The following is a 13,694-nucleotide window of genomic DNA, read 5'->3' as shown; positions in this document are numbered from 1 at the left end:
TGGACTGTTTTCTATGTTTTAAGTAACAGTTTGGCACCTCCTTTGAATAAAGATTAACAACCTAAAAACTCCTCCATTTATTATCTCTCTTTTTCAAGGGGATGGCTAGTTCCAATTTATAATATTATATATTCGTTCCCCTTTTTCTCACATTTTATATAAAAATATCATACCCCCAAAATCATATTTTTGGGGGTATGATTTCTTATTTTTTTGCCGCTTTTTGTTTCTTGGATACAACTGGTTCGTTTGAAGCATCAGGAACAGTAAATTCTTGTTGAATGGTTGCGGCTGCTTCAAGAAGATCTTTCACTGGAACCGCTTTGGATTTGGATTGGGAGAATTTGCATAACCCAAAAGCATTGGCAAATTGTGCCTCAATACCATAATCTTCAGCGAAGATCAATTTGTCGCCAAAGCGCTCTCTGTAAAAAGGTTTAAATGGAATCGAAGCGCCACCGGTCAGGATGATATAGGTAATGTCGTCACCATAATCAAGGCGATTCCATACCTCATCGACCAAACTTTGACCCACTTCTTTGATACATTCTGAAACAATTTGGCTAACGTCGTGCACTTTTCCTTTAAAGCTGATTTCGCCGGAGCTGACAATACGGGGCAGACTCCAGATAGGATACTCCTTACCATGTTGTTCAGGGTCTACACTGCGTGTAAATTCTAATAATTTTTTAGCAAGCAGTTGATATACGGTTAACATTGCATAGCGTGAAGTAAAGCTTTGACGTTTGATAATGGTTTCACCGTGCAATGTTTCAATATCCGATGTGCCAAATCCCAAATCATTGATACTTACTTTTTGAATAAACAAATCTTCGTTTAACAGATTTCCATCTCGGTCTAAAGCGATATGGAATAAGGTAGCCATTGGCTGACTAATGACAAACAAATTCTCTTTTTTGATTTCGAATTCAATTTTTCTATAAGGCAGATTTCCCTGTTTGACTTCAAAGCTGTGTTTTCCAATTAATCTTCGTTTTAGCTCGTCTTTGTAATCAATATAGCTATCAGTAGGAAGAGCGACGGAAACAATCGGTTCTGTATTGCCTTGTAACATAAGACCTGTACTTACACGGAACATAATCAGATATTCCTGTTCACGGAACCAGGTTGGACTGAAGAGACGACGTTTATGAGAGTCGAACAGTTCATCATCGCCAGACTGCTCAATAGCCAGCTTTCCAACAAACCATTCGCGATCTCCTTCTACTTCTCTGTACATAATGTTGTGTGGGTCATTATTATAAGTGATTTCTCCAACCCGGTTTGGAACAACCATGTTTCGAATAAACATTTTATAAAACTTTCCATTTGCACGGCTAACGACCTTTGTACCATAGTACCCTTGGTCATTGCCTATGTATACAGGTGCACTCATTTGCTTTGCCTCCTTTTGGTCTTTCTGTGAACGATTCTATCAGTAGCTTAGGATAAGGGTCAATAAGGTATAATCGATTGTTAAATTCTATTCTATTATTTTATTAGAGACTTTCTTTTTTATTTATTTTGAGTGATGAAAAAAAGGGGGAAATATCTATTGAATTGACAGGAAACTTTATTAGCAAGAGATGAAATCCTCCTCTCTTTGGTTGGGAATCAGTAAAATTTGTGTCAATGTTTCACGTGGAACATGAGCAGGTAGTAAGAAATAGGCAGCGAATGTAATATATTGGTTTACTTTATTTACCTTACATAGCTCTCAATTGAAATAATGAGTCGGCTGCTAGAAAAAATCATCTCCTTTGGGAGGGAAAGAGAGCGAGTCGACTGGCTGATGTTTGTAGCGAAATGATGAGATGTTGTGTTGGTTTTCTCGCTATCTTTATTCCAGCACAAGGGAGGGAAGGCGCTATTTGATCTTTTGGAATGCAAATATAGGCGCCGGGATCAATGAAAGAATCATTTACACGTTGGTTAGGCTTGGGTGATAAAGAACAGGAGGTTGTCAAACACATACCTGTTGAAGAGATTGAACCGAGTCCATATCAACCCCGAACTATTTTTAATGATGAGCGGATTGACGAATTATGTCAAACCATTCGTTCCCATGGAATTATTCAACCGATTGTTGTACGAAGAAAGGAGAATACTTATGAACTGATTGCTGGTGAACGAAGGTTACGTGCAGTAAAAAAACTGAAATTGATGACGATTCCTGCCATTATCAAAGAAATGACCGATAGTCAAGCTGCTTCAGCAGCCCTGATCGAGAATTTACAAAGAGAAGGGTTAACAGCTATTGAGGAAGCATATGCATATCAAAAACTGATTGAACTTCACCAGTTGACACAAGAAAGTTTGGCGCAGCGTTTGGGAAAAGGGCAATCGACCATTGCCAACAAGCTTCGCCTTTTGCAACTACCCCAATCAGTACAAAAGGAGTTATTGAAAAGAACGATTACCGAGCGCCATGCGCGTTCACTATTGGCCTTAAAAGACGAGAAAATACAATTGCAGGTATTGGAGGAAATACTGGAGCGAGATTTGAATGTGAAGCAGACGGAAGAAAGGGTTCGCAAAATTTTAGAGAAAGAGCAAAAAAGGCCGGTGAAAAGTGCACGTCGTCGATCTGTATCACGTGATTTAAGAATTGCCGTAAATACAGTTCGTCAGTCGATTCATATGATTAAAGAATCGGGAATTGATGTGATGACAGATGAACATGAGAGTGATCAATTTTATGAGTTAGTCATCCGGATTCCAAAATAGATGGGGGATTTATTCAAGTATGAATCATAGATAGAGGATGGAGCGGGAGAGGACATTTTTCTGTCCTGCTCCCACTTTTCGCCTATAATGCCTGTCCATCCTTTTTCCTTACTCTACTTCTTTCAAAAAGCTGCTTGCATGGAAGATTGCCTTGTTCAAGTCGCTCTTTCAACAAAATTCTTATCATTAGGAGATGGCAAGAAAATAATTTTGTGTTATCGTAAAACTGATAAGTCCCGTTTTGTTTAGGATTGCTCCATCCTTTAACTGAAAAAGAAAAAGGGATCATTTTTCACTTAATGAAAATTTGATCCCGATCTTCGCTTCAGTGAAATGTTGATATAGCTTAAAGGGAGTCAATCCGTTTTTCAAAAGACAGGCAGATTGGAAAGGTTCCTACTGGTTACATGTGAGCAGTGCCCATGAAACCACAAGATGTGATAATGAATTAAGAGAGGTGAAAGAAGTGGGGAGAATTATAGCGATTGCAAATCAAAAAGGTGGAGTTGGCGTGCGTCCGTAAGGATCTGTGAATACTGCCCTAAAGAGGGTTCAGGATTAGAGAGAGATCCTGATGGCCAGCTGACTTACCTGAGATGGAAACATCAAAGGGGAACATAGCATGTCAGCAAAGCATATGACCGGTGAAATTAGCTAGCTGGTTGATATGCGAGGCCAATGGAGTGATATGGTTAAGGCTAGACTGCTTTAAACCCAGCTTCTTTGCTCAAACCACCGAGGTGTACGAAAGCTAATTGAGACGTACACGGGAGAGATTGCAAACGGCTTTGCCAACACCGATTGCACTCTCTATCTCTCCCCGGCGTATCGATGGATACGTTAAAGAAGCGAACGGGAACCTAAGTCACTCCACGTATTCACATGATCTAAACGGAGACAGCCTACGGCAGTATTCAATCTGCTATGGCTGCGGAGCCTTCATAGTAGTCCGAGATTGGGAAAGCCAATCACATGGCGAAGGAAGGCAGGTTGTCGAAATGATAAATTACGGAGGTATGCGTAATGCAGAGAGCCGAAGTAATCTTATCATTACTAGGCCGGAAGTCGAAAGAAAATCCATCTTTTGTTTTTCAGCGGTTGTATCGTAACTTTTTTAATCCTGACTTTTATTTGTTCGCTCAAAAAAAACTTCATATACAAGTGAGTGCAGATACCATTCAATCCACTCTTCAAAAATTGAGGAATGAGCAATATTATCCTCAATTTCTTTCACGTGAGCAAAGCAGAATAAGCGATATAGATCGACTGGTCCAGGAAATCCTTTATTTGCTCCTCCGTGCGATATATGAACCGCTATTTTTGCGTACTACAGGTGGGGTCAACGGGGATGTGGCTGTTATTCCTTTTCTACATAAGATTGAATCATTAGCCAGTGGAGCGCATTGGGTATTCAGAGGAAAGATCAGGCATTTCTTTTCACAGATGTCCCCATCCTTATTACTTCATCAACTCAGTAACAAGATCCAAGATGGACGTTTGCTTGAATTGATTCGACGTTTTCTTCAGGCAGGATATATACAACCACCTTTTGGATCAAAAGATCAGAAGCTAGCATTCTTGTTGGCGCATATATATTTACAACCATTGGATGTTTGGATGGATCATTTTGCGGACGCGTATGCATCTCAGGGGAAGATGAAGTACATTCGACATGTGGATGATTTGTTGATTTTCGTTCAAGGCCCAAAGAGCATGGCTGTGGAATGCCAACAAAAATTGATGGCATTTTTAGACCAGCAATATCGTTTGGAGTTAGATCCAGAACAAAGCCAGGTGATCAGTTTACGGGAACAATTACTTTTGTTTATGGGCTACCATATTACTCGTGCAAAGAATGGGAGACTTCTGTATCTTGTTCCACAACCTGTGCTGCAAGAAAAGCTTCGGCCTTTTATGAAAAATGGGAGACCGACTCATTATTCTGCACGCATCCATTTGCCTGTGCCAAAGATCATTTCTCTATATCATCAAGAGATCAGCAGTCTATATAATTATTACTGCTTTGCTCATGATGTAAATAAAAAGTTGGGGAAATTTCGTTATTATCACTTTCGAAGCCTGCTGAAAACCATCGCAAGTAAGGAAAAATGTTCGATGCAAAAGGTGATCGACAAGTATGGGTTCACCCACTCAAAGATGCAACGAACCACGATTGGAACCACATACCTTACAGCTGATGGCCAAGAAAAGTGGATGGTGTATTTTCCATATCCGATTCGACGCTGCCATCATCCAATCAAGATGGAATAGATGATTCAACTTCCGGCTTAGCGACAACTGGAGAGCCGAATACATCGAAAGGTGTACGTTCGGTTCGGAGGGGGAGGCTGGAAACCTGCATTGCAAATGCAAGGCGCCAATTCTCTACCCTACAAAACAACAACAGCAATCAACCTTGCGGCCAGTTTGGCTTCTTTGGGACGTAAAGTGCTTATTGTAGATATTGATCCTCAGGGAAATACAACCAGTGGCTTGGGAATTAATAAATCCGATGTAAAACATTGCATTTATGATGTACTTATGAATGAAATGACGGCAAATGAAGTCATTTTGTCCACTTCGGTAAGTAATTTATGGGTAATTCCTGCAACCATTAAATTGGCAGGAGTAGAAATTGAGCTAGCTCAAGCAATCTCACGCGAAATGCGTTTAAAAAGGGCACTGCAGTATATCAAAAATGACTTTCATTACATTTTTATCGATTGTCCTCCGTCCTTGGGAATCATTACTCTCAATGCATTAACGGCTGCAGAAACAGTGATGATTCCAATTCAATGTGAGTTTTATGCTTTAGAAGGATTAGGACAGCTACTTAATACCATTCGCCTTGTACAAAAACACTTAAATAAGCATCTGGGCATTGAAGGTGTTTTATTAACCATGTTTGATAAACGAACCAACTTATCTGTACAAGTCATGGAAGAAGTGCAAAAATATTTCGGCTCAAAAGTTTATCAAACCGTGATTCCACGAAATGTTCGGTTAAGTGAAGCACCCAGTCATGGCAAGCCCATTTTAATGTATGATGCTCGTTCGCGTGGAGCTGAATGTTATCTTGAATTAGCTAAGGAAGTGATTTGTCATGAGCAATAAGGGATTAGGTAGGGGATTGGGCTCCTTGTTTCCGCAAATGGAGGTTGCTGAGGATGATGTTGTCACTGAAGTTGGCATCGATGAACTGCGTCCCAATCCCTACCAACCACGTAAGCACTTTGATGATGAAGCTCTGAACGAATTAAGCGAATCGATTAAACAGCATGGAATTATCCAACCCTTGGTGGTAAGGAAAAGTATTCGTGGGTATGAGATTGTTGCTGGAGAACGGCGGTTTCAGGCTGCTAAAAGACTGGACTTAAAAAAGGTACCCGTTGTTGTGAGAGAGTTAAATGATAATCAGATGATGGAGATTGCCTTGGTGGAAAACCTCCAACGTGAAGATCTCAATCCGATTGAAATTGCCCATGCATATGAAAAATTAATGAAACATTTTTCATTGACTCAAGAACAACTGGCAGAACGGGTTGGGAAAAGCCGTCCACATGTAACAAACTTTCTGCGTCTGTTACAGTTGCCGAGCGAGATTCAAGAAGATGTTTCACGTGGAACATTATCCATGGGGCATGCTCGTGCTTTGTTAGGGGTAAAAGATGTGGAGTTGCAAAAAAAGCTGGCGGAGAAAGTTAAGAGAGAAGGAGCCAGTGTACGTGAACTGGAAGAATGGGTGCAAAAAGTGAACCAGCATCCGTTAAAAAAGGAAAAAAACAAGGAAAAAGTTGAAGTAGATCCAAGCATTCGTCGATATGAGGATTTATTACAACAGCTGTTGAGTACACCAGTAAAAATTAAACATGGTCGACGTAAAGGGAAAATCGAGATCGAATATTATTCAGAACGTGAACTCGAACGGTTAATTGAATTATTACATCAGGATCGGGTGATCGGATGATTTACTTGGATAATGCAGCTTCTACATGGCCCAAACCTAAAGGTGTGGCAGATGCGGTGAAACAAGCCATTGAAGAATATGGTGCCAACCCAGGACGAGGAAATCACCAACTGGCAAGGCGAGCCAATCAGGCTATTGCCCATACACGTCAGCTCTTGACTCAATTGCTAGGAATCAAGGATCCTAGCAATCTATTGTTTTTTGCCAATACGACACAAGCGTTAAATCAAGCCATCAAAGGTTTGGTTAGACCGGGAGATCATGTGATTTTGACGGGTTGGGAGCATAATGCGGTTGCACGTCCTGTTGCTTTTTTACAACAGAAAGAGAAAGTGCAAGTGACATATCTCTCATATGATGCCAAGTTAGGATGGGCAAAACAAGTAGAGCAATCGATTCAAGAAAATACCCGATTAATTGTTACCATTCATGGTTCCAATGTGTCAGGGGAGATTTTACCCATTGAAGAAATTGGTGAAGTTGCACGGAAACACGGTGTATTTTACTTAGTGGATGCAGCACAGACGGCTGGTCTTGTTCCTATTCATGTAGAGCAACTTCCCATTGATCTGCTTGCTTTTCCGGGACATAAAAGTTTATTTGGTCCGCAGGGAACAGGTGGCTTATATGTGCATGAATCTGTCCCATTGGAACCCATGATTCAAGGTGGAACGGGAAGTCGCTCTGAGGAGCTGCAACAACCTGTTGAGCGTCCGACGGGTTTTGAGAGCGGTACACCGAACACACCGGGAATTGCTGGATTGGGCGCAGGAGTTCAGTTTATTTTGGAAACAGGGATCGAGAAAATCTATGAACATGAAATGAAATTGCTATATCGACTGTGGGAAGGGTTATCAAACATCCGGGAGGTACAGCTATATACGTTAGAGCCACCTGAACTCCCGATTGTTTCCTTTAATTTATCCAATGTAAGCGGAACAGAAGTGGCCATGATTTTGGATCAACATTATCAGATCGCGGTGCGGGCTGGTTTGCACTGTGCTTTCTTGGCCCACCAACAGATGAAAACGGAGCAAATCGGTGCAGTGCGAGTCAGTCCGGGATACTTTAATACAGAAACAGACATTGATCAATTTATTCAGGCCATCCGTGAAATTAGCCAAGCATTTGCCTAAAGAGACGAAGAGATCGGTTCAGATGAAGTAGCCGTTAAAATCGATGAAGCAATAACTTCTGCCATTTTCATCACAACACTAAGCCGTGTATTTTGCAAAATCATATATTCCATAAAGCCGGACACATTCACAATTCCTTTGATATGGATTTGGCCGACTTCAGGAAGTTCTTTTTTGACTCCTGCTCCTGGCTTAATGGGCCCTAGACCTAATTGAATCCAGCCAACGTTTTTAAAATGTCCCAAACAGGCATCAACTGCAATAACCGGACTTTCTGGATATTTGTTTTGAATATGATGGATGGTTTCTTGTAAATTGAGTGCATGAACAGGTTCATCCAACGTCCCAAATACTTTGATATTGGCGGGGGCTTGTTTTGACAAAAAAGTGCCAACCAGGGGACCCAGTGAATCACCTGTTGAGCGATCGGTTCCTATGCAAACACAAATAATCGGGATGTTGGATTGTATATCTTTTAATGCATACGCAAGATGATCAGAGAAGTGTTGTCTTGCCAGTGGATGTGTATATTCCATGCGATATGGAAAAGTGAAAGAGTGGGTTTTAGAAATAAAATGAAACTCTCTCATTTTTGCTACCTCCGAAACGTTCATCCTTACCAGTATACGGAAAATCGGAGAAGAATATACATGATGGGACTGGAAGTTGAATAGATACAGCGGATCCATGATGGGCATGGAATCATGAATGAAAAAGTGAGCGCTTGAAACGTCAAACCATATTGATTGTTTAGGGGGGAAAAGCGGCAGGGATGCCGTGAGAGCCGAGAATCTTCCATATATCAAGTTATATTATATATACCCTTATATGTTTTAAATAGTATAAATTTATTTAAAATAGTATCTAGATCCATGAAATAAAAAGTTGATCAGGAAGAACCAACTGGAAAATAGGTGAATCTCCATGTCATTTGAGACAGGGAAAAAATGGCTTCGATCATTTATACGTTGGTATCATCGAGTCCATGTAATTGGAATGGATCATATCCCTATGACAGGACCACTTATTATTGTTGCTAATCATCCCAGTTATTTGGATCCTTTTTATCTATCGGCGATTTGTCCAAGGCATATTCACTTTATGGCTAAAAGCGAGGCATTTTCCAATTGCCTGATTCGATGGTTTCTGGAAAAAGCAGGTGCCTTTCCTGTTCATCGAGAAAGAGCGGACATTCAAGCGATTCGGATCGCATTGTCCTTGTTGAAAGAGGGAAAGGTGGTTGGCATTTTCCCGGAAGGAGGAATCAAAGAGAAGGAATCGTTGCATGAGTTGAAGCAGGGAGCGGCGTATTTGGCGATCAAAGGCCAGGCTCCTATTTTGCCTGTTTATCTCAAAGGAATGGATGAGGTTTTACCACAGGGAAGTTTTTTTCTTCGTCCCAAACCTATCGATGTATTGATCGATGCATTGATTTTCCCGCCTGAAGAAGGATCGTTGAAAGAAAAACAAACAAAATTAAGCCAACAAGTGATGGAAATATTGTTAAAGTTAAAAGAGGAAATTCCCAGAGAAGGCACAAAGATCGTGGACTCTTGAATTGAAACCGTACAAAGGCCATGGATTTGTTTCAGTCGTTGAGGAAAAATATTTATCTTGCAAAAATGTATTTTATCCATAAAATGAATTCAAAAGGCTGTGTTGGATCCGCTGTGTAGATAACCTGTGCTTTCAAATCTGACCGTTTAGTCTAAAGACAGATTTGAGAAGAGAGTGATCTGTAATGCAAAGAAAAGAGTTTGGTTTGGGAGATATTGTGGAAATGAAAAAACCTCATCCTTGCGGTACGAATGCTTGGAAAGTGATTCGGATGGGAGCAGATATTCGAATGAAATGCACTGGTTGTAATCACAGTGTTTTGCTACCACGTCGCCGATTTGAACAGCGAATGAAAAAGATACTGATTCGAGCTGAAGAAGCTGGAGAATAGCACAAACGAGCTTTCAATGAGAAAGCTCGTTTATCTATTTGATGAGGAATTTTTAGTTAGTAGGAGTTGCAGGAGTTTTTGGAGTTGTTTTGTTCAGTTTCGTTGACACATTTTTATAGAGGATGCTATTTTTCGGATCATTGATATCGATACTGAGCAATTCTTTATTGCGAGGGTTAAAGTGAAAAATCACTTGATAGTTCCCTGCATAATAGAGGAAAGAAAGAGCCTCCGTGCTGACATTGGCATCTGGTTTTCCCAAAATCTGTTTCATATTGGTCATGGTAATATTTTTATATCGTTCATCGGCAGAAGAAATATAGTAAACAATTTGGCTGTTTCTTGTATAGTAAAAGAATAGACCCTGTTTCTCGTACATAACTTGATGGCCGACTGCCTGATCCGGTTTTCCGTATTTTTCCTTGACGGTACTAAGAGGTGTTCCCAAGGCAAATTCACAATTGATCACTTTCCCTTGCATGGCCAACTGTTTTACCTGTGGCAATAGTTGTTCCGCTGGTATGGGCTCTTTTTTTTCCTGATTTGTTTCTGCCGGTCCTTGATTCTTGTTTTCTGTGGTAGTGTTGTTTTCCTGATTCGTATTGGCGGAAGCCACATTTTGGCTCTCTTCTGTTTTTGCTTCGGTTTTGTCGTTGCAAGCACTTAAAACAAGAAAACTAGATAAAAGAAAAAATAATGTCATGACTCTTGTTGGAACTCTCATATATTTTCCCCCGACTATTCGAAATATATCTATTCATTGCGCTACTTTATTATACAAATAGGTGAATGAAGATGATATGTATAAATTGTTAAATAAAAGATGATTTATTTTATATAAAAATTGTCCGCTTTCTTTGAGAAAGATGCTGGTCAGCAGTACATAACAAATACACCATTTGTGTTGGGGGATTCATCCCATCGTTACCTGATCAAGTCGTACGAAATGATGGCTGGTTTATTGGTGCGCGGATCGCGGACTATGGTTGTGTCAATGTTGAATACCTCCTTGAGTACATTTGGGATCATCACTTGTTCCGCCGTTCCTTGTTTGACGATGCTGCCTTTCTTAAGCGCAACCAACTGATGCGCAAAACGTGAAGCGTGATTCAGATCATGAATTACCATGATGATCGTGCGCCCGTCTTCTTGATTCAGCTTCTCCAGAAGTTGCAACACTTCCAATTGATGTGCCAAATCAAGATAGGTGGTAGGTTCATCCAACAATAGCAAATCGGTCTCCTGGGCAAGGGCCATCGCAATCCATGCCCTCTGCCGCTGACCACCCGACAGCGCATCCACGGCTTGGTGTTGAAGCTCTGTCAATCCCGTCACTTCCAGCGCCCATGCGATCATGTCACAATCGTGTTGATTCAACCGCACAAAACCGGATTGATGTGGGGTTCGTCCATATGAGACCAACTCATATACCGTGAGCCCGTTTGGCGCTTCCGGTGACTGGGGCAATATGGCCATCTTTTTGGCAATTTCCTTCGTCGGCATCTTTTGAATCATCTTCCCATCCAAATAAACGGCCCCCGATGTTGCTGGATGAAGCCGCGCCATCGTCTTTAGGATCGTGGATTTGCCGCAACCGTTCGGACCGATGATGGCCGTGATCTGGCCTGGTGGAAAAACCAAATCCAACTGTCGCACAATCGTCCGTTCATCATAGCCAATCGTTAACTGTTCCGCTGATAGGGTTGTCATCATTTCCCTCCTCACTTCGTTTTCATCAACAAAAAGATAAAATATGGAGCACTGACCATAGACACAACCATGCCAGCCGGCAACTCGGTTGGAGATAAGAGATTTTTCCCAATCGTGTCGGACAACAGCAATATGAGGGAACCCAGCAGAGCGGCTGGAGGCAACATCGCTTGATGACGTGGACCCACAATGCGGCGGGCGATATGCGGGGCGATCAACCCCAAAAAGGCGATTCCTCCGCCTGCTGCTACCCCGAGTCCAGACATCGCCACTGCCAGTACGATGAGAATCAGGTACTCACGGTTTGAACGGATACCGAGTCCAGTTGCCACCTGGCTGCCCAAATTCAATATGTTCAGCGTGTGAGCTTTATATAATGTGTAAGGAATCAGCAAAACAAGCCAAGATGAAAGGGTCCTTACATACTGCCATTGTGTGGCCCACAAGTCTCCGCATAACCAAACCATGGCTTCCATAAAATCTTGGGGCGAAAGCCTCAGTTGCAGCGTGATCAGGATGGCACTCAAACCCGCGTTGATTCCGATGCCCACCAGAATCAATCGAATGGAATGAAAGCCACGCTTCCAGGCGAGAACGGTAATCAAGACAGCCGTCAGCAAAGCCCCGAAAAAAGCGAAGAACGGCAAAATAAGCGCACCGGACGCACTCAGACTGCCTGTGGCTGTTTGAGAAAAAGCGATATAAATGACTACCGCCAACCCTGCTCCCGTATTGATGCCAAGGATACCCGGGTCCGCCAGTTCATTGCGTGTGATGCTTTGCAAAATGGCCCCGGAAATCGCCATGGCTGTACCAACGAGGAGTGCCAACACCATGGAAGGCAAGCGAATCTCAAATAAAACCAGCGCTTGTTGTTCCGTTCCATTACCTGTGAGCATTTGGAACACTTCCGCTGGTGAAATGGCGACAACACCGACGTTCAAGCTCAATAAACATGCGAGTAAAAGGAGTACGGACAAAACCCATATCGTCCACTTCAACTTCATCTGGCTTCGGTTCATGCTGTCCGACCCTTTTCATTCCGAACCAAATAGAGGAAAAATGGCACGCCAATCAAGGCTGTCACCACACCAACGGGCGTTTCAAACGGCGGATTGATCATCCTTGCCCCAACATCGGCCAACACAAGCAACAGGCTGCCAAGGACCGCCGAAACCGGGAGTGAAAACCGGTAATTCAGTCCGACCAACATGCGACTGATGTGAGGAACAACCAGACCAACAAAACCAATCGCCCCGGATACGGCCACTGAACTTCCCGTTAACAGCAGCACAGCGAGAACTGCAAGTGTTTTGACCGCCTGCACATGAATTCCCAGACCTTTCGTTACATCTGCACCCAAATGGAGTAACGTCAATGCACGTGCGAGCGCCGTGACAATCAGGATGCCAAATAAACCGGCGACGGCAAGCACTTTAACCGCACGCCAATCCATGTTTGCCAATCCACCGGCATACCAAAAACCCATCTCTTTTGAAACGTCAAAATGCAGGGCGATGCTTGATGTCAACGAGCTTAAAAACATCCCTGTCGCGATACCGGCAAGGGACAGTTTAACAGGGGTCACGTTTCCATTTGACGCAGAAGCTAACACAAACACAAACAGCACCGCTAACCCGGCGCCAGTCATTGAACTGACAGTTGCCCCAACGATTGAAATGTCCGGAACAAAAGCAATGGTTACGACAAGGGCGAATGCTGCTCCATGCGACACTCCCAAGAGTGAAGGTTCTGCGAGCGGATTTCGGGTCAACGCTTGCATGATGGCTCCCGACAAGGCCAGGTAAGCGCCGATCAAAGCTGCCGCCAAGGATCGCGGAAAGCGAATATCCTGCACAATCTGGTGTGCCTTGATGTCCGGATCATAAGCAAACAACGCTTGCCATACTGTACTCAATTGCAGATCTTTCGTTCCATAAACAAGAGAAACAGCAAGTGCCAGCAGGATTCCGATGATCCCAACTAACAGGATCCATCCCGTTCGTGCTCTCCGTCCCGCTGCTCCCATCGTTTGTTGTACATGATTTCTCAACACCTGAACGCAACCTTTCTACGTCATCGAATACGAATGATAATCATTTTCATTAATATGATTATAGAATCGACCTTCCTCAAGTTTCAATCCCTTTTTGTATTTAATCATCCGAAATTGACAAATCATTATTCCGACATTGTTGACATTTAT

The 13,694-nt window shown here is 42.4% G+C and carries 13 protein-coding genes; 7 read left to right on the top strand and 6 right to left on the bottom strand.

From position 1 onward, the window contains the following. Positions 1–205: 205 nt before the first annotated feature. Entirely contained in the window at positions 206–1,396 is a 1,191-nt protein-coding gene (locus BMZ78_RS02010; protein ID WP_093227516.1) for a ParM/StbA family protein, read from the bottom strand. Between the two features lie 512 nt (positions 1,397–1,908). Here BMZ78_RS02010 and noc point away from each other — a divergent pair. The 5 genes from noc (at position 1,909) to BMZ78_RS01985 (ending at position 7,830) form a co-directional block, all read left to right on the top strand. After that, positions 1,909–2,727, top strand: a complete 819-nt coding sequence (gene noc / locus BMZ78_RS02005) for a nucleoid occlusion protein (RefSeq protein ID WP_093227514.1) — start codon at positions 1,909–1,911, stop codon at positions 2,725–2,727. A 1,023-nt stretch (positions 2,728–3,750) separates the two neighbouring features. Beyond that, positions 3,751–4,998, top strand: coding sequence for a reverse transcriptase/maturase family protein (locus tag BMZ78_RS02000; protein ID WP_093227512.1), 1,248 nt, complete (start codon positions 3,751–3,753; stop codon positions 4,996–4,998). 96 nt (positions 4,999–5,094) lie between these two features. Further along, the gene (locus BMZ78_RS01995; protein WP_093227510.1) at positions 5,095–5,841 is read left to right on the top strand and encodes a ParA family protein; all 747 of its coding nucleotides are present in this window, start codon (positions 5,095–5,097) and stop codon (positions 5,839–5,841) included. Then, positions 5,831–6,694 (top strand): ParB/RepB/Spo0J family partition protein, encoded by an 864-nt coding sequence (locus BMZ78_RS01990; RefSeq protein ID WP_093227508.1) that lies wholly within the window; start codon positions 5,831–5,833, stop codon positions 6,692–6,694. The genes BMZ78_RS01995 and BMZ78_RS01990 overlap by 11 nt, the downstream gene beginning before the upstream one ends. Beyond that, positions 6,691–7,830, top strand: coding sequence for an aminotransferase class V-fold PLP-dependent enzyme (locus tag BMZ78_RS01985; protein ID WP_093227506.1), 1,140 nt, complete (start codon positions 6,691–6,693; stop codon positions 7,828–7,830). Before BMZ78_RS01990 ends, BMZ78_RS01985 begins: the two co-directional genes overlap by 4 nt. On the opposite strand, the gene yyaC is transcribed toward BMZ78_RS01985, so the two are convergent. After that, positions 7,827–8,420 carry a spore protease YyaC gene (gene yyaC, locus BMZ78_RS01980; protein WP_245739694.1) on the bottom strand — a complete coding sequence of 198 codons (594 nt, stop codon included), beginning with the start codon at positions 8,418–8,420 and terminating at the stop codon, positions 7,827–7,829. The genes BMZ78_RS01985 and yyaC overlap by 4 nt on opposite strands. Positions 8,421–8,754: 334 nt before the next feature. On the opposite strand from yyaC, the gene BMZ78_RS01975 reads away from it, so the two are divergent. Both BMZ78_RS01975 and BMZ78_RS01970 read left to right on the top strand, forming a co-directional pair. Further along, positions 8,755–9,387, top strand: a complete 633-nt coding sequence (locus BMZ78_RS01975; protein ID WP_093227504.1) for a lysophospholipid acyltransferase family protein — start codon at positions 8,755–8,757, stop codon at positions 9,385–9,387. A gap of 184 nt (positions 9,388–9,571) precedes the next feature. After that, positions 9,572–9,778, top strand: coding sequence for a DUF951 domain-containing protein (locus tag BMZ78_RS01970; protein ID WP_093227502.1), 207 nt, complete (start codon positions 9,572–9,574; stop codon positions 9,776–9,778). Between the two features lie 52 nt (positions 9,779–9,830). Here the strand turns inward: BMZ78_RS01970 and BMZ78_RS01965 are convergent, their stop codons facing one another. From BMZ78_RS01965 to BMZ78_RS01950, 4 genes are all read right to left on the bottom strand, one after another. Next, positions 9,831–10,502: a DUF4309 domain-containing protein gene (locus BMZ78_RS01965; protein ID WP_093227500.1), complete on the bottom strand. Its 672-nt coding sequence runs from the start codon at positions 10,500–10,502 to the stop codon at positions 9,831–9,833. 200 nt (positions 10,503–10,702) lie between these two features. Then, complete coding sequence (locus BMZ78_RS01960; protein ID WP_093227498.1) at positions 10,703–11,488, bottom strand: ABC transporter ATP-binding protein; 786 nt, start codon at positions 11,486–11,488, stop codon at positions 10,703–10,705. 11 nt (positions 11,489–11,499) lie between these two features. Then, positions 11,500–12,510: a FecCD family ABC transporter permease gene (locus BMZ78_RS01955; protein ID WP_093227496.1), complete on the bottom strand. Its 1,011-nt coding sequence runs from the start codon at positions 12,508–12,510 to the stop codon at positions 11,500–11,502. Beyond that, entirely contained in the window at positions 12,507–13,517 is a 1,011-nt protein-coding gene (locus BMZ78_RS01950) for a FecCD family ABC transporter permease (protein WP_093227711.1), read from the bottom strand. Before BMZ78_RS01950 ends, BMZ78_RS01955 begins: the two co-directional genes overlap by 4 nt. Positions 13,518–13,694 lie beyond the last annotated feature (177 nt).

This window comes from Thermoflavimicrobium dichotomicum, assembly GCF_900114055.1.
Classification (GTDB): Bacteria; Bacillota; Bacilli; order Thermoactinomycetales; family Thermoactinomycetaceae; genus Thermoflavimicrobium; species Thermoflavimicrobium dichotomicum.
This window is presented reverse-complemented; position numbering and strand designations above follow the sequence as displayed.